Origin of the sequence: Sorangium aterium (assembly GCF_028368935.1) — a bacterium.
Lineage (GTDB): Bacteria > Myxococcota_A > Polyangia > Polyangiales > Polyangiaceae > Sorangium > Sorangium atrum.
The window spans coordinates 1,584,463-1,602,533 of record NZ_JAQNDK010000001.1 but is presented as its reverse complement, the minus strand read 5'-3'; the positions used below and the strand labels follow the sequence as shown (position 1 = coordinate 1,602,533).

Here is an 18,071-nt window from a genome sequence, read left to right as displayed (position 1 = left end):
GCTCGCCGGGCGGCAGGCGGCGCGCTGATCGTGCGCGGGCCGACGGCGGCTCGCCGGGCAGCAGGCGGCGCGCCAATCGTGCGCGGGCTGCCCGCCGCGCGCGGGCTTGGATAGCCTGACGGCGGTGCGCCGCGCGCCGCCCGCGCGCTCCCGAGAGCCCGCCCGCGCTGACCTGCGCCCCTGGAGGTAGCCGATGAAACTTCGCTTGTTCGCGCTCCTTGCGCTCGCCGTTCCTTCCGCGACGCTCCTGTCGCCGCGCGAGGCGCTCGCCTGCGGCGGGTGCTTCGCTCCGCCGACCGAGACGACGGTCGTCAACGCGCACCGGATGGTGCTCTCCGTGTCGCCCGTCCAGTCGGTGCTCTGGGATCAGATCCAGTACTCCGGCGATCCGAGTGCGTTCGGGTGGGTGCTCCCGGTGAAGCGCGGGGCGATCCTCGAGGAAGGCTCGGACGCCTGGTTCGAGACGCTCGACGCGGCCACGTCGGTGCGCATCACCGCGCCGAGCTCCACCTGCGCCCGGAGCGGCGGCGGCTGCGGCTCGACCCTCGGCTCCGCGGAGGCGGCGGGCGACTCGCTCGGCGTCGGCGATCAGGTCACCGTGCTCCACCGCGGCACCGTCGGTCCGTACGAGACCGTGACGCTCGCGACGGACACGCCCGGCGCGTTGAACACGTGGCTCGAGACGAACGGCTTCAACGTCGACGAGTCCACGCAGCCGATCATCGATGCCTATGTCGAGGAGGGCTTCGACTTCATCGCCATCAGGCTTCAGCCCGGCAAGGACGTGAAGGAGATGACGCCGGTGCGGGTCGTCACGCCGGGGGCGAACCCCGCGCTCCCGCTCCGGATGGTCGCCGCCGGGACGGGCGCGAACGTCGCGATCACCCTCTTCACCATCAGCGAGGCGCGGCTCGCCCCCGAGGGGTTCGCGGCCGCGGCCGTCCCCATCGACCTCCTCGCGTGGGACTTCGCCTCGCAGGAGTCGAACTACGGCGTGCTCCGCGAGAAGGCGATCGCGGCGGCCGACGGCGGCCGCGCGTTCCTCACCCCCTACGCGCAGCAGGGCTCGCTGTTCTCGCCCGTGTCGAGCCCCGCGGCGCCGTTCGGCGTGCGCTACACAACGAGCGGCTCGACCACCCCGGTCGACACGATCGCCGCCGCGTTCGCCCAGCAGGGGCTCGCCAACGGCGAGACCGGCGAGGTCCAGGACGCCGCGTGCGCCGTGCGCTTCGCCGAGATCGCGACCGAGAGCCGCGCCGTGGCGAACCCGTGCCCGGCCGGCGTCCCGCTGTCCGATCCGAGCTGCGGGGAGGTCGCCTCCGGCCAGATCGACGCGCGCGAGCTCGCGTGCGGGGCGCTCGACGACCTCGCGATCGCGATGGTCGGCCTGCACCCGAAGGACGTCTGGCTGACCCGCCTGGAGGCGAACCTGCCGCGCGCCGCGCTCGACACGGACCTCGTCCTGAGCCCCGCGCCGCAGGAGCGGGTCGACAACTGGCTGCGCGCCCGCGTCAGCGTCCACGCCGATGTGCTCTGCGGCGCGGCGACCCCGGTCCTCGACGGCGACCGCCCCTCGCGGACCCGCGGGCAGGGCACGCTCGTGGGCACGGCGCTCGGCGCCCTCGCCCTCGCGGCGGCGATCGCCCGCCGCGGCGCGCGCCGCCTCGCCTCCCGCCCGGCCTGACCGGCGCTCACACGCCTTCGTCCCGCGTCCTGGCCGGGGAGACGGGCAGGCCGTGGCCCTGCTCCGGGACGATGGTGAGGGCGCCGTCCGCCTCCAGGATGGCCCATCGCACCTGGGAGAGGCGCTCCAGCCCGCTCTTGTGCATCTCGGACAGGATCTCCTCCGGCTGGATCCGCTCGCGATTGCACGCCGCTTCCAGGATACGGCCCTTCGCGACCAGCACCGTGGGCGAGCCGTCGATGACCTCGGACGCCTTCGGGAAGAGGTGCGTCAGGACGGACGTCAGGAACACGAGCACGAGGACGGTGGACACGCCCGCGAGCGCGTTCGCGAGCGACGCCTCGCGGACGAGGGCCTGAGAGACGATCTCGGGGATCAGCATGAGCGTGACGAGCTCGAAGGGCGACATCGAGCTGAGCTCGCGCTTGCCGAGCACGCGGAACGCGGCGGCGAGGAACACATAGACGAAGGCGACGCGCGCGACGGTCTCCATGGTGATCTCAGGGGAAGATGAACGTGCGGAGCGGCACGTTGACGCCGCGCTCCCCGCCGCACGACAGGGTCGCGTTGCCCGAGGCGAGCCAGCTGCGCTCGCCGCGGAGCTCGATGTCGATCCGGCGTCGCTCGCCGGGCGCGAGGTCGCCCAGCTCGAAGCGCCCGAACGCCGCCTCTGCGGGCGTGGCGTGGTGCTCCTCGAAGCTGTCCAGGTACGCCTCGTCGAGCGTGAGCGCGGCCGCCCGGCAGGGCTCGCCCGCCGTGTTCTGCACGTCGAGCGTGACCCGCTCCATGTCGCGGAAGCGCATCCTCTCGGGATGAGCGACGCGCAGGGTGAGCCCCTGCGCCGTCGCCTCGCGCGTCCCCCGCGCGTGCATGAACAAGGCGCTTGCGGCCACGCAGGCGAGCGCGAACGCGCCGATCGCGTGCAGGGGATCCAGGGCGAGCCGGCGCCGCAGCGGCGGCGCGGGCGGCGGTCTGGGTTGGGGCTCGGAGGGCGCTCGGCGCGACCTGGCGCGCGTCCGGGCGGGTCGAGGAGCGGCGAACTCGCGGGCGGCGGGCATCATCGCGCCCACGCCGTTCAAGACTGGTGCCGCGGCCCGCTCGCGCACGCGTGGCCCGCCTGCGAAGCCCGCGAGGACAGCCGATGCGCCGGAGAGACGGTCGCCTCACCGACGCCACGCGCGTGGCACTTTGCCACGTGGTGAGCCTTCTCCTGCTGACATCCCTGCGCGCTCGCGCCTTGGCGACGTGGCACACCGGCTGCTTGAGCCACGGTGGTGAGGACGCGCGGGCCGCTGTGGCAATCGAGCTGCAACCGCCCGGCGTTCGGGACTCGACATGACCTGCTCGGCGCCGACATTTCCAGGCTCCAGGGCGGACTCCAGCACCGGTCGCGCTGCGGCAGGGGGCGCTCTCCACACGACGCGCCTCCTCCCGGGGATGAAATGGGTGCTCGAGTCGCTCCTCGATGACATTGCGCGTGCCCGGGAGCGGATCTGGATCTCCACGTACATCTACCGCAACGATCTCATGGGTCATCGCTTCGCCGACGCCTTCGCGAACGCCGCGCGGCGCGGCGTGGATGTCCGGCTCCTGTACGACGCGCTCGGCAGCCACACGACGCCGGCGGCGTTCTTCGAGGACATGAGGGCCCGCGGCATCCGCGCCCGCGCCTACAGGCCGCTGGGCGCCGTCCTCCGCGGGGGCGCCCTGTTCCCGCGGGAGCACGCGCGCATCGTGGTGATCGACGGCGCCGGGTACGTCGGCGGCGCTGCGTGGGCCGACGAGTGGCTGCCGCGCGACGAGGGCGGCGACGGCTGGCACGAGGTCTGTAGCCGGGTGATGGGGCCCTGCGTGACCGACATGGCGCGGGCGTTCGAGTGCCGCTGGATGCTCGCCGACGAGGCCGCGGGGCGGTCCTTCGATTACTGGACGGACGGCGTCTACGACGACGTGGAGTTCATCACCGACGCGCCCACGCCGCCCGCGGTCATCTACGAGCGCCACCTCGCGCGGGTGCGCGCGGCGCGGCGGCGGGTGTGGATCGAGAACGCGTATTTCTGCCCTCCCCGCGGGCTCGAGCGCGAGCTCATCGACGCCGCCCGCCGCGGGATCGACGTGAAGATCATCGTGCCGCGCGACTCCGACCTCCCGGCCATCCGCCACGCGAGCCTCGCGCGGTACACGTCATGGCTGGAGAACGGGCTCCAGATCCACGAGTTCCTCCCGTCGATGCTCCACGCGAAGCTCGCGGTGATCGACGACGACTGGGCGACGGTGGGGACCTTCAACGTGAACCCGACGAGCCTGAGGTGGGTGAGCGAGGCGAACCTCATCGTGAAGCAACCCGCCTTCGTGAGGGACACGGCCCGCCTGTTCGAGCAGGACCTCGGGCGGAGCGAGGCCGTGCGCCTCGACAACCTGCCCAGGCAGGGCCTCTTCGCGCAGGCGCGCAACGCGCTGTGGAGCTTCGGCCTCGACCTGCTGGAGCCTCGCCATGCGGGCGTGCGCCGGGGAGGCGCGCTCCCCGATGCCGAGTGCGACGGCGGGTTCCTGCGGGCGCTCGGCGTCTAGCTCCAGCCCCGCCCGCCGGGGCGGCATCGGGCCGCTACGGCGCCGCTGGAGCGCTCGAAGAGCCCTCCGCTGCGCCGGCATCCGCGGACGGCGGCGCCTCCTCGGTGGGCGCCGCACGGTGAACGGCGGGCTCCTTCTCGGCCGCCCCGGCGTCATCGTAGACCTCCGCGGCGCTCGCCGACGCCTCGGCGGCCGGCGGGCAGGCCGCTTCCCCGCCTTCCCGGCCACCGCCAGCCGGACAGGCGGCGCTCCCCGGCACCGGCGCCGAGCCGGCGGACACCGGCTGTGCAGGCGGGGCAGGCGCCTCCGCGCCTGTGTTGGGCCCGGATGACCCGGGCGGCGCGCCCACCGCTGCCGCCGGCGGCTTCCCGGTCGCGGCTGGCGCGCTCGCCGCCGGCGCGGCGGTCGCAGTCCGCGCTGCCGCGGCCGGCGTCGCAGGCGCGGGGACCGTAGCCTTCAGAGCGCGCGCCGGGCGCTGTACCGGGGGCCCGGCCGGCGGCGCCACGCTCCCGGGCGCCACGCCGGCCGAACGGGAGATCGCCTCTAGCGCTGGCTGCGCCGGAGACGGCGCAGCGGCGATCACCGCCACGGGCTCGACCGGCGGCGCCAGCGTCGACTCGACCGCGCTACCCGTCGTGCCCAGCGCGACGCTCCACACCCCCGCTCCCGCCAGGGCCACGAGCCCGGCCGCCGCGACGGCGCGGAGCGGAAAGCGCTCCCGCCACGAGGATCGCGGCGACGGAGGCGCCGCCCCTGGCAGATTCACCATCGCTGTCGCCTCGGACCACGCGCGCTCTCCGCTCTCCTCGATCCCCTTGCGCTCCGCCGCCCCCGGCGCCCTAGGCGCGGCCGTCAGGGGCAGCTGCAGCTCCAGGGAGTCCTCCGCGCGGCGCGAGTGCAGCGTCGGCGCCGAGCTCACCGCCATCTGTCGCGGCGACGGCGACGGGATCTGGCTGGCCCGCTCCTCCAGCCATTGCGCGCGCAGCGACGCGCCGCTCACGTCCTCCGAGACACCCCTCGATACGAGCCACGTCGCGAGCGCGCCGCCGAGCTCGCGCATGCTCCCCCAGCGATCCGCCGGATCCTTGCGCAGCCCGCGCTCGATGATCGACCACAGCGCCGGGTCCGAGCCGCACCGCTCGACGAGCGAGCGCACCGGATCCTGGATGATCGCGCGCAGCGTCCCGAACCCGTGCTCCCCCGCATACGGCGTCTCGCCCGCGATCACCTCGTACAGCATCGTGCAGAGCGCCCAGACGTCCGCGCGATGATCGATGTGGCCCTGCCCCAGCGCCTGCTCCGGCGGCATGTACTGCGGAGTCCCGATCACGGCCGCGCCCGTCGATCCGGACTCGGGCTCGGTCCACGTCACCTTCGCGATCCCGAAATCGACGACCTTGGGCCTTATCCGCCCGTCGCCCTGATTCGCGAGCATGACGTTGTCCGGCTTGAGATCCCGGTGAACGATGCCCCGCTCGTGGGCCGCGTGCATCGCGCTCGCGACCGGCAGCAGGATGGAGACCGCCACCTCGGGAGCGAGCCGGTGCTCGCGGCAGAGCACGTCCCGGAGGGCCTCGCCCTCCAGGAGCTCCATCACGATGTACGGGGTGCCGCCCGCGGTCTTGCCGAGATCGAAGACACGCACGATCCCGGGGTGGCTGAGCTTCGCCGCGGCCCGCGCCTCACGCAGCAGGCGCTCGGCGATCGCGGGAGAGCGCATCTCCGGCCGCAGCACCTTGATGGCCACATTGGCCTCGAGCGCCGTGTTCGTGGCGACCCAGACAGACCCCATCGCGCCCTCTCCCGCTTTGCGGAGGAGCTGATACTTGTCGCCCACCACCGTGCCGACCTCGAAGCATTCCCCTGAGGTGTGATCGAACGCCTGGGTCATGTTGCTCGACATGCGGTCTCCTGCCGTGTGCTCCGGCCATCCGCCGCTCGCCACGCGACGGCACGCGCCGAGTCTGGAGCATCGCCTGTGCCAGGCGATCCGCTCGGGGAGCTCCTGAACCCCTGCACGGGCGCGTCAGCGGCAGCGCGCCTCAGCGAGGCAAGTTGCCACGTGCCTTTCGCTTTCCAGCGAGCGCTCAGATGAAGCTGTCGTAAGGACGCCGCTGCGAGCTCTCGCTCCGGACGTCCTCGGCGCCGGCATACTCGAGGATCAATTCCAAGATCTCTACATCTCGCTCGGAGGAAGCCATTACGCCCACGAGGATCGCGCCTTGTCGCAGGCCGCTGTCGTAGATGCTCGCCCGGTGCTCGGGGATGCCGGCGTCGACGAGCGCATCGACGAGCCCGCCGGCCGCGCCGCCCGCGCCGGCGCCGGCGCCGGCGAGCGCAGCCTCGATGGGCCCCGCCGCCACGAGCCCCAGGTCAGGGAACGCCACACTCGTGCCGAGCACCGCGAGCGCGGCCGAGGCCGATCCCGCCGCCCCGCCGACGTCCGCCGCCGCGCCGGCGTTTCCGCCCACGGCGCGTTGGTCGCGTTCCCCATCGCTCATGACAAGGCTGATGGCGTCACGCGTGTATCCGCAGCTCATCACGCGCTCGACCGACCTCTCGGCGTCCGACCAGGTCCTGACGAGACCGGTCACCAGCTTTGCCCTCACCTACAGCTCCTTTCCCGACGAACGTCCTCTCGCGCGCCTTGCCTGTATTCTGGAATCCCACATCGCTGCGTTGCTACAGCAGGCGGTATGCCAAAAGAAAATGCGGAAAATGCTCGGTATTTTGCGCTGTCGACGGCCCGTGTGCCGCGCAAGATCTTGCGCAGGTGCGCCACACTGAGGCGTCGTTGCAGCGCAGACGAAACCGACGGACGTGCTCGGGAGTGATCTCGGGGCGTTGTGTGGGAGCGGCGGTGACGCGAGGTGAAGCGAGCTCAGCGATGCAGCCAGATGCGGAGCTGCGCCAGCAGCTGCTCCGTGTCGACCGGCTTCGAGGTGTAGTCGGTCGCGCCCGCCTCCAGGCACTTCTCCCGGTCGCCTTTCATCGCCCTCGCCGTGACGGCGATGATCGGTAGCGTCTGGAATGCCGGCTGTTTGCGGATCGCGCGGATCGTGTCGTATCCGTCCATCTCCGGCATCATGATGTCCATGAGCACGACGTCGATCCCGCTCGTGCTCCCCAGGCGCTCGATGGCGGCCCTCCCCGTGTCGGCGGTGAGGGTGGTCATCCCGTAGCTCTCGAGGACGGTCTTCAGCGCGTAGATGTTGCGGAAATCGTCGTCGACGATCAGCGCACATTTGCCGGAGAGCGTGGTTGCCGATTCGTGGAGCTGCTCCACGATGAGCCGCGTCTGCTCCGGCAGGTCCGAGAGCCGGCGGTGCAGCGCGAGCGTAAGCTCGTCGAGCAGGCGCTCTCTCGACTGGACAGGCTTCACGGGCAGCGTCTGCGCCAGCCGGGAGAGGCGCGCCTCGTCGTCCCCGACGACGCCCGCCGGCGCGTACACGATGGCCGTGAGATCGGCGAAGCGCCCCGCGCGATCGAGGCGCTCGATGAGCTCGAGGCCGGACATGTCCGGAAGGTGCAGATCGATCACGATCGCGTCGAACGCCTCGCGATCGAGCGCGTCGAGCGCCTCCTGGGCCGTCGTCGCGCCGGCGACCGTGACCTCCTCGTCCCCGAGCAGCTCGGTCAGCCGGGCGAAGGAGGCCTCGTCCGGGGCCGCGACGAGCAGCCGGCGCCGCGGCGAGGCGATCAGCCCGGCGAGCCGCGCGAACGCCTCGTCGAGCGCCGTCCTGCTGCTGAGCGGCTTGTTGAGCAGGCCCACCGCGCCCATCCGCCGCGCGCGGCTCCGCTCCTCCTCCGTCTCTGTCGTGATCACCTGGACCGGGATGTGCCGCGCCGAGAGGTCGCGCTTCAGGCCGTCGAGCACGCGCCACCCATCGACGTCGGGCATGTTGATGTCCAGCGTGATCGCCGCGGGCTCGAGCTCTCGCACCAGCGAGAGCGCGGTCGCGCTGCGGAGCGCGACGACCGCCTTGAAGCCGTGCTCCCGCGCGACATCCACGAGGAAGCGGGCGAACACCGTGTCGTTCTCGACGATCAGGATCGCGCGGTCGCCAGGGCGGACGCTCTCGCTGTCGTCGATGATCTGGACGTCCGCGCTCGCGGACGTGCGATCCGACGGCCGGCTGCTGTGGACGGCATCATCGACGGACGGCGGCGCGTCGAGGACGTGTGTCGGCTGCCGCCGCGCCGCCCGCACGGGCCGGAAGGTGCGCGGCAGGTAGAGCGTGAACGTGCTGCCGCGCCCCGGCGCGCTGACCAGGGTGAGCTCGCCGCCCAGCATCCCCGCGATCTCCCGGCTGATCGCGAGCCCGAGCCCGGTGCCGCCGTACTTGCGGCTCGTGCTGCCGTCCGCCTGCTGGAACGCCTCGAAGACGATCTGCTGTTTGTCCGGCGCGATCCCGATCCCTGTGTCGTGGACGGAGAGGGCGATCACAGCGTCGGACCGGTTGAGCACATCGTTCTCACGGCTCCAGCCGCTGCGGGCCACTGTCACCTCCAGGACCACCTTGCCGCGCTCGGTGAACTTGAAGGCGTTGGAGAGCAGGTTCTTGATCACCTGCTGCAGCCGCTTCGCGTCGGTGGACATCGACGTCGGCAGCGTCGACGAGAAGGAGAGCTCGAAATCGAGCTTCTTGGCCTCGGCGACGTGCCGGAACGTGCGGCGCACGTAGTCCGAGAGGTCCGTGAAGCTGATCTCCCCGACGTCGACGACGACGGTGCCCGACTCGATCTTCGTGAGATCCAGGATGTCGTTGATGAGCCCCAGGAGATCGGTGCCTGAAGCGTGGATCGTCTTCGCGTACTCGACCTGCCTCGCGGTGAGGTTCTGGTCGTTGTTCCTGGAGAGCTGGTCCGACAGGATGAGGAGGCTGTTCAGCGGGGTCCTGAGCTCATGGGACATGTTGGCCATGAACTCCGACTTGTACTTGGACGTGAGGGCGAGCTGACGCGCCTTCTCCTCGAGGGCCTGGCGGGCCTGCTCGACCTCGTGGTTCTTCCGCTCGACCTCCACGTTCTGCTCCGCCAGGAGCCGCGCCTTCTCGCCGAGCGCGGCGTTGGTCTCCTGGAGCTCCTCCTGCTGGCTCTGGAGCTCGCGGGCCAGCGACTGGGACTGCTTGAGCAGGTCCTCGGTGCGCATGTTGGCCTCGATCGTGTTGAGCACGATGCCGATCGACTCGGTGAGCTGGTCGAGGAACGCCTGGTGGGTGGGGCTGAAGCGCTCGAGCGACGCGAGCTCGATGACGGCCTTCACCTGCCCCTCGAAGAGCACGGGCATCACGATGATGTTGACCGGGGGCGCGTCGCCGAGGCCGCTCGTGATCGTGATGTAATCGGGGGGCGCGTTGACGAGGAGGATCTTCTCCTTCTCGAGCGCGCACTGCCCGACGAGCCCCTCGCCCAGCTTGAACTGGTTGTCGACGTGCTTGCGCTCCTTGAACGCGTAGCTCGCGAGCAGCTTCAGGACGGGCTCCTCGCGGGCGGCATCCATGATGTAAAAGACGCCCTGCTGCGCCGTGACGACGGTGGCGAGCTCGGACAGGATCCTCCGGCCGACGGTGAGCAGATCCTTCTGCCCCTGGAGCATGCGCGAGAACTTGGCGAGGTTGCTCTTGAGCCAGTCCGTCTCGCTGTTCTTCAGCGTCGTGTCCTTGAGGTTCCGGATCATTTCATTGATGTTGTCCTTCAGCGCGGCGACCTCCCCCTGCGCCTCGACCTTGATGGACCGGGTGAGATCGCCCTTGGTCACGGCGGTGGCGACCTCGGCGATCGCGCGCACCTGCGTGGTGAGGTTGGCCGCGAGCTGGTTCACGTTGTCGGTGAGGTCCTTCCACGTGCCGGCCGCGCCGGGCACGCTCGCCTGCCCGCCGAGCTTGCCCTCGACGCCGACCTCGCGCGCCACCGTCGTCACCTGATCCGCGAACGTCGCGAGCGTCTCGATCATGCCGTTGATCGTGTCCGCGAGCGCGGCGATCTCCCCCTTGGCGTCGACGACCAGCTTGCGCTTGAGATCGCCGTTGGCGACCGCGGTCACGACCTTGGCGATGCCGCGCACCTGGTTCGTCAGGTTGCCGGCCATCGAGTTCACGTTGTCGGTGAGATCCTTCCAGGTGCCGGCGACGCCGCGGACGTCGGCCTGCCCGCCGAGCTTGCCCTCGGTGCCGACCTCTCGGGCGACGCGGGTGACCTCGGAGGCGAAGGAGCGGAGCTGATCGACCATCGTGTTGATGGTGTTCTTGAGCTCCAGGATCTCGCCCTTCACGTCGACGGTGATCTTCTCGGAGAGATCGCCGTTGGCGACGGCGGTGGTGACGGCGGCGATGTTGCGCACCTGGGAGGTGAGGTTGCCGGCCATCGAGTTAACGGAGTCGGTGAGGTCCTTCCAGGTGCCGGCGACGCCGCGGACGTCGGCCTGCCCGCCGAGCTTGCCCTCGGTGCCGACCTCGCGGGCGACGCGGGTGACCTCGGAGGCGAAGGAGTTGAGCTGGTCGACCATCGTGTTGATGGTGTTCTTGAGCTCGAGGATCTCGCCCTTCACGTCGACGGTGATCTTCTTCGAGAGATCGCCCTTGGCGACGGCGGTGGTGACGGTCGCGATGTTGCGGACCTGGGCCGTGAGGTTCGACGCCATCGAGTTGACGGAGTCGGTGAGGTCCTTCCAGGTGCCGGCGACGCCGCGGACGTCGGCCTGCCCGCCGAGCTTGCCCTCGGTGCCGACCTCGCGGGCGACGCGGGTGACCTCGGAGGCGAAGGAGTTGAGCTGGTCGACCATCGTGTTGATGGTGTTCTTGAGCTCGAGGATCTCGCCCTTTACATCGACGGTGATCTTCTTCGAGAGATCGCCGTTGGCGACGGCGGTGGTGACGGCGGCGATGTTGCGCACCTGGGAGGTGAGGTTGCCGGCCATCGAGTTGACGGAGTCGGTGAGGTCCTTCCAGGTGCCGGCGACGCCGCGGACGTCGGCCTGCCCGCCGAGCTTGCCCTCGGTGCCGACCTCTCGGGCGACGCGGGTGACCTCGGAGGCGAAGGAGCGGAGCTGATCGACCATCGTGTTGATGGTGTCCTTGAGCTCCAGGATCTCGCCCTTCACGTCGACGGTGATCTTCTTCGAGAGATCGCCCGTGGCGACGGCGGTGGTGACGGCGGCGATGTTGCGCACCTGGGAGGTGAGGTTGCCGGCCATCGAGTTGACGGAGTCGGTGAGGTCCTTCCAGCTGCCGGCGACGCCGCGGACGTCGGCCTGCCCGCCGAGCTTGCCCTCGGTGCCGACCTCGCGGGCGACGCGGATGACCTCGGAGGCGAAGGAGCCGAGCTGCTCGACCATCGTGTTGACCGTCTTGGCGGTCCGCAGGAACTCGCCGTCGAGCGGCCTGCCGTCCACCTCGAGGGCCATCGTCTGCGAGAGATCGCCCTTGGCCACGGCGCCGATGACGCGCGCCGTCTCGGCGGTGGGGTGGACGAGATCGCCGATCAGCGCGTTGATGCACTCGATCTCGTCGGCCCATGCGCCGCTCACCTCGCCGATGAAGGCGCGCTGCGAGAGCTTGCCCTCCTTGCCCACCGCGCGGCTCAGGCGGTCGAGCTCCTTGGCGAGCTTCTCGTTTCGCTCGACGACATCGTTGAACGTGTCGGCGATCTTCCCGTCGAGCCCGAGCCAGTGGACGGGCAGCCGCACCGAGAAATCGCCCTTCTTCAGGCCGGTCAGCGCCATCAGCAGCGTCCGCCGATCGAGCCTGTCGCTCTCGAGCGGCGCGGCGGCGCGGAGGCGCTCGGCCGGGCGGGCCTTCGCCGCGCGCGCGGCGCCGTCCAGCCCGTCCCCGGACGCGGCCTTCTTGCTCTTGCCATTGCCGGCTCTCGCCTTGCGGGCCGCCTTGTCGAGGTCGCTTCGCTGCTCCATGCCGCTGTTCTCCTGGTCCCGCCTGCGGACAGGACCGATCGGTCAAAAAGGGAAATGAGCGCGCGTCCCGGGCGCGGAGGGGCTCCGGAGCGCTGGAGGCCGTCGAACCAGGCGCCCCGGCGTGATCCCAGGGCGCCGCGCGAGGGGACCACAGGAGGACAGGCCCTCTCGCCTGGACGGCGGTCTCATCGATGGACGCTGCGCTCGGGCGCCGCGCGACGCTTCCCGCCGCCGAGGAACGGGGCCCTCGCTGCCCGACCACGAGCGGGCCGTCGGGATCCCCTCGGGTTCAGGCTTCATGGCACGTCGGCCATGCGCTTCTGCTCCCACCGCAGCAGCATGTGTTCGTATTACACCGCAGGCGCTCAGCCGCGCAAGCTTCGCGCCACGCGCAGCGCAGGGCGTGCGTGTGCAGGCCACGCGTGCGGCACGCAAGGCGCGCGTGTTCGCCGCGTTCTATCGGGCCGAGCGCGCGCGTGAAGCCGCGGCGGCACACCGGGGCAAGGGCCCCCCGCGCCGGCGCGGCTACCCTCCGAGTCGGCGCCTCAGGCCACGTCGGACTTGGGCGAGCGGCGCCTCGTCGGGAGATCGCTCGGCTTGTTGCGCGGCGTGATGATGCTGTAACGCCCTGCCTCTCCCACCCTCTCATGGACGCCCGATTCCATGGCGTCTCTCCCGGTCCTGAGCGGCGGCAGCCACCGCGACACGTTCGCGAGGCACGAGGTGCGCTCGGGAAAGGGAGAGTGACGGGGGGGCGGCCTCTCCGTCGCTCCGCGGGGCGGCCGCTCCGATGCCGCGTCGTGCGTCCGCTCCTGGGCGGCCTCATACGACCGCTCCGGCAGCCCGTCATACGGCCGCTCTTGGGCGGCGTCATAAGGCCGCTCCGCGGCGGCGTCGCACGGCCGCTCCGGGGTCGCGTTGTGCGTCCGCTCCAAGGGGGACCCGTGCGGCGGCGTGAACGGGGCGGCGCTCTGCGCAGGGAGCGTACCGGAGGACGCGCGGCGCTTCGCGGTCGTCGCGGCGATCCGGTGCCGGAGGTCCTCGACGTGCTTCGCGAGCCGCTCCGTCTCCTCGGTGAGCCGCGTGAAATCCTCCTCGGTGAGCCGAGTGAAATCATCGACCTGGCTTCTGCGCTCTGACATAAACGAGTCCTTTTGCCGCGTTTCTTCAGCCGATCTCGACGCCCCGTCGGCTCCGCTGCAGATCCAGCGTGCACACAGCATGCCGCGCCGCTCGGGTCGGTCGCACGCACCGAGCGGGGTCGAGCGGCGCTGGTGCGGATCGCCGCAGCGGGGCGCGCGCGCCTCCATCCGTCCTCGCGAGCTCTGCTCGGCGAGCGACGGAGATCCGGCTGGACACGCGGGGGAGGGTCCGGCGGCACGCCCTGTGCCGTGGGGACGCCGCACACACGATGGATGAGCCCGCCGCGCCTCGCTCGGTCACAGCCCTCCCCGCCGCTCTCCAGAGCGCGGCGGGGAGGCCCGTGTCCCCGGGGCTCCAGATCACGGAGGCGCGCGCGGCGCTGGTGCGCTGGTGAAGGAGTGGACGCATGCAGAACTCGAACTTTGAATCGCTCGGCGCCCGGCTGGGGATCCCGGGTGATGGAGTGTGGCCGTGGGTGATCGTCGCGGCGAGCGTTCCGGTCGGCTTCGGGCTCGCTCGGATCGCCGCGGGCGTCTTCCGACGCGGCGGTTCGGTCGTCGCGCGACGGACCGCGACGCCGTGGGACGAAAAGACACTCGACGCGGCAATCGGCCCCGTGACCCTTTGTCTCGGGGTCGTCCTGACAGCCGGCCTCGCCAAGCTCACGCGGATCGGCCAGGGCCTCGTGACCGATCTGCGGTCGCTCCTCTCGGCGCTGTTCATCGGCGGGGTGGCGTGGCTCCTGATGCGCATCGTGGGGATCCTTACGGAGGTGCTGGACGCGCGCGCCGTGCGTCATCTCAAGGAAGGGAGCGAGTCGTCCCGCGGGCTGCGCACCCAGGCTCGCGTGCTCGAGCGGGTCGCGCGGGTGCTCATCGTGATCGTGGCGGGCGCGCTCGTGCTCATGAACTTCGAGGCGGTGAGGAACGTCGGCGTCTCGCTGCTGGCGTCGGCCGGCATCGCCGGCGTCGTGCTCGGCCTCGCGGCGCAGAAGCCGGTCGGCGCGATCCTGTCGGGCCTCCACATCCTGTTCACCCGCCCCATCGACCTCGGCGACAAGGTCGTGGTGGACGGCGAGTTCGGGACGATCGAGGAGATCCGGCTGACCCACGTGGTCGTGAAGATCTGGGACGAGCGGCGGCTCATCGTCCCGACGGCGAGGCTCCTGGACCAGTCGTTTCAGAACTGGACGAAGCACGGGTCGGAGAAGCTGGGCACCGTCGAGCTCTACGTGGATTACCGGACCCCGGTGGACGCCCTGCGGCGGCACTTCGAGTCGATCCTCCCGAGCAGCGAGCTCTGGGACAAGCGCGTGAAGGCGGTTCAAGTCACGAATGTGACAGAGCGCACGATCGAGGTGCGTTTGCTCGTCTCGGCGCGCGATCCTGGGCAGCTGTTCGATCTGCGGTGCTGGCTTCGCGAGGAGATGCTCCGCTGGGTCCAGGAGCTCGAGAGTGGTGCGTACCTGCCGCAGGAGCGTTTGACCCGGACCTCCTCTGTCATGGAAGCGGCGGAGGGTCGTGCTCCGGCCTCGGGCCGCACACGTCGGGCTGGAGCGGGCGACAGGCTGCCCGATGCGGCGCCGTGACGGTATGCGCCCACCATGTCGCGGAACGCCACACCGCGGCGTTCAGGCGAGGTGCGATGAGCCCGGTGCATCTGCTGCGCCCTCGGGTGCGCCGCAGGCCCGTCCAGGCTCTGCCGCAGGCGCTCCGCCTCGGTGGGCGCGATGACGACGCGATGATGACCACCAACGCCGCGGAATAGCCCTTCAGGCCAGTCGCGCCCGCTCTGACCGCCAGGAGTGGCTCCGCGCGCCGCTCCCTTGCAAGCGAGGCGCAGGAAACCGGCATGTGATTTGCAGTAAAATCAGAAAGATCTGGGACAAGTGCCCGTCAGCCGAGCCGTCGATCGCGCGACGAGGTGTTCGCCACGCCCCGGGGGAGGAGGCAGTGGCACGTCGGAACTGCGCCTCCCGCCATGTGCAGGTGCCTGCGCGGGAACCCCAGGAGCAAGACACCATGAAGTCGGTCATCAGGATCACGCGGCTCGGCGGTGTTGATGTGTTTGCGCACGCGGCGTTCGGCCTGCTGCTCCCGATCGGGGCGCTCCAGTGGGGGGCGCGGCACGGGTGGAGCGGCGCGCTCCTCGGCTGCGCGCTGGGCTCGGCGCTGCTCGGGTGCGCGGCGCTGCAAGCGCTCGTGCATGGGATCGTGGCGAGGCTGCTCGGGCTGAGGCTGCGGGAGGTCCAGCTCTCGCCGCTCGGCCCGATCGCCCTCCGGTCGCGTCCTTCTGGGGGGCGGGCGCAGGGCCGCGCGCTCGGCCTCGCGGCGAACGTGGCCCTCGCGGCGCTCTTCGCGCTGGCCGTCGAGGCCCAGCGCGGGGTGGGCGAGCTCGGGTGGATCTCGGCTCTTCAGGCCGCCGAAGCTCCGTCGCGCGAGGCCGCGATCGTGTGGGTGGCCAGCGCGAACCTGGGGATTGCGCTGCTCGGCCTGCTGCCGGCGCTGCCGCTCGAGGGGGGGCGCGCGCTGCGCGAGGCGCTCTCGCCGCTCACCGGCGCCTGGCTCGCGACGTCGATGACGGCGGCGCTCGGGCAAGCGGCAGCGGCGGTGCTGTTCTTCATGGGCCTGTTCGGCGGTCAGCTCATCGTGGCCGCGGTGTCGGCGCTCCTCTTCGTGGAGGCGCGGCGGGAGTGGAGCGCGGCGCAGGCGGTGATGGCGCCCGCGGCGCCGCCCGAAGAACATCCGAGCGAGGGCAGGGCGGTTCAGCTGTGGCCTGGCGAGCTCGTGGGCGACGCCGCGCGGCGGATCCTCGCGAGCCAGGAGCCGGACTTCCCGGTCGTCTACGAGGACCGCGTGATCGGGATCGTGACGCGCACGGATGTCATGCGCGCGCTGGCCGCCGGCCAGGAAGGGTCGTTCATCGCGTGGATCATGCGCTGCGACCTGCCCCGGGTGGCGGCGGACGTGCCGCTCAACGAGGTGGGGCGGCAGATGATCGAGAAGAACACGCCGGTGGTCGCCGTCTTCGACGGAGAGAGCTACCTCGGGCTCGTGAAGCACTCGGACATCGCGGGCGCGCTCACGCGCGGGCGGGGGGGGCGGCTCGGGAGGATTCACCTGGCTCCTCAGGTCGGCTCGGCATAAGCGTTAACCAAGCCTCGCGCCGCGTCCTCCTACATCCGAACGTTTACGTCGTCGTGAACGTGGTCGTGGTCGTTTACGTGGTCGTGGTCGTGGTCGTGGTCGTTCACGGCCTATCGTTGACGACCACGACCACGACCACGACCACGTTCACGACCACGTAAACGTTCACGACCACGACCACGCAAACGTTCACGACCACGTAAACGTTCACGTTGGCGACCGATGGTGGGGGGCTCGGCGGGATGCCCGGCCCCCTCCGGGCTCGGGAGGTAAGGGGCGAGCGTGTTTCCGGACACAAGGACGCTCGAGCAACGCGCCCCGCCAACCCGAGAGGGGGGCGGGGCGCTCGTCGGGAATCGAGAGGCGGAGCTCAAGAGCTCAATCGCCTCGAACGAAATTGAGCTTGAAGGAGACCACGAGCACGAGCGCGTCCTGACTGATGCGGCGCTTGCCCCAGGCGACCCCGATGTGCAGCCCCTCGATGGGATCGAGGTTGGAGGGGAGACCTACGGTGTGCGTGAGCGTCTTCGTGAAGTTCCACTCAGGCCGCTTGTTCGCGAGCGCCGCGTTGACCGCCTTCATGACGGTGTGATCGAGGATCGAAGGGATGCCGCGGATGTCCGCCTCCTCGAGCTCTACGTTGAACGCAAGGACGTTCCCCTTGTTCCTCTCGATGATCTCGGGGCAAATCAGCACCCTGAGCTCGTCGAGCCGGATGGTGGGGTTGACGCCCGCGATGGACCACTGGAGCTCCGCAGGGCAGGTGACCCGTAAGCCCAGGTCATCGGCCAGGGCAATCTGGGTCGCCTTGCCCAGGTACAGCCAGCGATCGGTCGTCTCATCGTCGTCCAGGTGGATCTTCACAGGGAGGAACTCGCCCAGGAGCTGGGCGAGATCCTCCCGCGTGATGATGGCTTCGAGCCACACGGCAAGCGCCTCAGCTCAGGTGATGGCCGCTCTCGCCGCCGTGGGACAGCCCAGCTCCCTCGATGCCGTAATGCGAGTTCGCAGAGCTCGTCTCGGACGGCGTGACCGCGCCCTTCACCGCGTCGACCGCATTGCCGACCTTGTCCTGGACCTTGCGCTCGGCCTGCTCGACCCCGCGGGTCGCCTGGCGCTTCAGGCCGTCGAGGCGGGTCAGGAGCTCGCGGCGCAGCGCCTCGCCCGACGTCGGCGAGAGCATCAGGGCCACGCCCGCGCCCACCGCGAGGCCGGCGCCGAAGAGGCCGAGTGCCGTGAGCGGGCTCCGCTTGCGCGCGAGCCCGACCCAGCCGAGCACGTCGTCGAAGCCGAGCGCCCCGACCGTGGCGGCGACGCCGGCGATCGCCTTCGCGACGTCGAACGCCGTCGTCCTGGCCGTCGTCGCGGCGACGCCCGCGCCGGAAGCCGCCGACTCGACCACACCCTTCGCAGTCCCCACCGCGTTGCTCATTCGGTTCGTCATGGCTCTTGTCTCCTCGTGACGGACACGACATCCGCCGGTTCGTGTCAGGAAACCATTGCAGGGCCCGGACCAACCGAGAGCTCGCGTCCAGAGCGCCTATCTCCGAGGCCGCGCATCCTCGCCGTGGCGCGAGCGTGACGAAACGCCACAGCTGTCGTGACGCGCCTCGGGCGC

Annotated in this window: 12 protein-coding genes; 4 read left to right on the top strand and 8 right to left on the bottom strand. The window is 70.8% G+C overall.

Annotated features, from left to right (window positions below; translation table 11 throughout):
- The first annotated feature begins 193 nt into the window (after positions 1-193).
- On the top strand, positions 194-1,684 hold the full coding sequence (locus POL72_RS05885; protein ID WP_272094029.1) for a DUF2330 domain-containing protein: 1,491 nt from the start codon (positions 194-196) through the stop codon (positions 1,682-1,684).
- A gap of 7 nt (positions 1,685-1,691) precedes the next feature.
- Here the strand turns inward: POL72_RS05885 and POL72_RS05880 are convergent, their stop codons facing one another.
- Together POL72_RS05880 and POL72_RS05875 are read right to left on the bottom strand one after the other, a co-directional pair.
- On the bottom strand, positions 1,692-2,177 hold the full coding sequence (locus POL72_RS05880) for a DUF421 domain-containing protein (RefSeq protein WP_272094028.1): 486 nt from the start codon (positions 2,175-2,177) through the stop codon (positions 1,692-1,694).
- Positions 2,178-2,184: 7 nt separating this feature from the next.
- Complete coding sequence (locus POL72_RS05875) at positions 2,185-2,745, bottom strand: hypothetical protein (RefSeq protein WP_272094027.1); 561 nt, start codon at positions 2,743-2,745, stop codon at positions 2,185-2,187.
- 376 nt (positions 2,746-3,121) lie between these two features.
- Here POL72_RS05875 and POL72_RS05870 point away from each other — a divergent pair, with 376 nt between their 5' ends.
- Positions 3,122-4,255 (top strand): phospholipase D-like domain-containing protein, encoded by a 1,134-nt coding sequence (locus POL72_RS05870; RefSeq protein WP_272094026.1) that lies wholly within the window; start codon positions 3,122-3,124, stop codon positions 4,253-4,255.
- Between the two features lie 34 nt (positions 4,256-4,289).
- On the opposite strand, the gene POL72_RS05865 is transcribed toward POL72_RS05870, so the two are convergent.
- From POL72_RS05865 to POL72_RS05850, 4 genes are all read right to left on the bottom strand, one after another.
- On the bottom strand, positions 4,290-6,158 hold the full coding sequence (locus tag POL72_RS05865; protein ID WP_272094025.1) for a serine/threonine-protein kinase: 1,869 nt from the start codon (positions 6,156-6,158) through the stop codon (positions 4,290-4,292).
- Positions 6,159-6,342: 184 nt separating this feature from the next.
- Positions 6,343-6,864 (bottom strand): hypothetical protein, encoded by a 522-nt coding sequence (locus tag POL72_RS05860; RefSeq protein WP_272094024.1) that lies wholly within the window; start codon positions 6,862-6,864, stop codon positions 6,343-6,345.
- Between the two features lie 272 nt (positions 6,865-7,136).
- The gene (locus POL72_RS05855) at positions 7,137-12,164 is read right to left on the bottom strand and encodes a HAMP domain-containing protein (RefSeq protein ID WP_272094023.1); all 5,028 of its coding nucleotides are present in this window, start codon (positions 12,162-12,164) and stop codon (positions 7,137-7,139) included.
- Between the two features lie 545 nt (positions 12,165-12,709).
- Positions 12,710-13,306, bottom strand: a complete 597-nt coding sequence (locus POL72_RS05850) for a hypothetical protein (RefSeq protein ID WP_272094022.1) — start codon at positions 13,304-13,306, stop codon at positions 12,710-12,712.
- 407 nt (positions 13,307-13,713) lie between these two features.
- On the opposite strand from POL72_RS05850, the gene POL72_RS05845 reads away from it, so the two are divergent.
- Together POL72_RS05845 and POL72_RS05840 are read left to right on the top strand one after the other, a co-directional pair.
- Positions 13,714-14,895 carry a mechanosensitive ion channel family protein gene (locus POL72_RS05845; protein ID WP_272094021.1) on the top strand — a complete coding sequence of 394 codons (1,182 nt, stop codon included), beginning with the start codon at positions 13,714-13,716 and terminating at the stop codon, positions 14,893-14,895.
- Between the two features lie 433 nt (positions 14,896-15,328).
- On the top strand, positions 15,329-16,453 hold the full coding sequence (locus POL72_RS05840; RefSeq protein ID WP_272094020.1) for a CBS domain-containing protein: 1,125 nt from the start codon (positions 15,329-15,331) through the stop codon (positions 16,451-16,453).
- A gap of 378 nt (positions 16,454-16,831) precedes the next feature.
- On the opposite strand, the gene POL72_RS05835 is transcribed toward POL72_RS05840, so the two are convergent.
- Positions 16,832-17,380: a hypothetical protein gene (locus tag POL72_RS05835; protein ID WP_272094019.1), complete on the bottom strand. Its 549-nt coding sequence runs from the start codon at positions 17,378-17,380 to the stop codon at positions 16,832-16,834.
- Positions 17,381-17,390: 10 nt separating this feature from the next.
- Positions 17,391-17,897 (bottom strand): YtxH domain-containing protein, encoded by a 507-nt coding sequence (locus POL72_RS05830; RefSeq protein WP_272094018.1) that lies wholly within the window; start codon positions 17,895-17,897, stop codon positions 17,391-17,393.
- Between the last annotated feature and the right edge of the window lie 174 nt (positions 17,898-18,071).

Coding starts and splice junctions, on each gene's coding strand:
- POL72_RS05855 (WP_272094023.1), bottom strand. CDS start 12,164: ATGGAGCAGCGAAGCGACCTCGACAAGGCGGCCCGCAAGGCGAGAGCC.
- POL72_RS05830 (WP_272094018.1), bottom strand. CDS start 17,897: ATGACGAACCGAATGAGCAACGCGGTGGGGACTGCGAAGGGTGTGGTC.
- POL72_RS05875 (WP_272094027.1), bottom strand. CDS start 2,745: ATGATGCCCGCCGCCCGCGAGTTCGCCGCTCCTCGACCCGCCCGGACG.
- POL72_RS05870 (WP_272094026.1), top strand. CDS start 3,122: ATGAAATGGGTGCTCGAGTCGCTCCTCGATGACATTGCGCGTGCCCGG.
- POL72_RS05840 (WP_272094020.1), top strand. CDS start 15,329: ATGAAGTCGGTCATCAGGATCACGCGGCTCGGCGGTGTTGATGTGTTT.
- POL72_RS05850 (WP_272094022.1), bottom strand. CDS start 13,306: ATGTCAGAGCGCAGAAGCCAGGTCGATGATTTCACTCGGCTCACCGAG.
- POL72_RS05865 (WP_272094025.1), bottom strand. CDS start 6,158: ATGTCGAGCAACATGACCCAGGCGTTCGATCACACCTCAGGGGAATGC.
- POL72_RS05845 (WP_272094021.1), top strand. CDS start 13,714: ATGCAGAACTCGAACTTTGAATCGCTCGGCGCCCGGCTGGGGATCCCG.
- POL72_RS05880 (WP_272094028.1), bottom strand. CDS start 2,177: ATGGAGACCGTCGCGCGCGTCGCCTTCGTCTATGTGTTCCTCGCCGCC.
- POL72_RS05885 (WP_272094029.1), top strand. CDS start 194: ATGAAACTTCGCTTGTTCGCGCTCCTTGCGCTCGCCGTTCCTTCCGCG.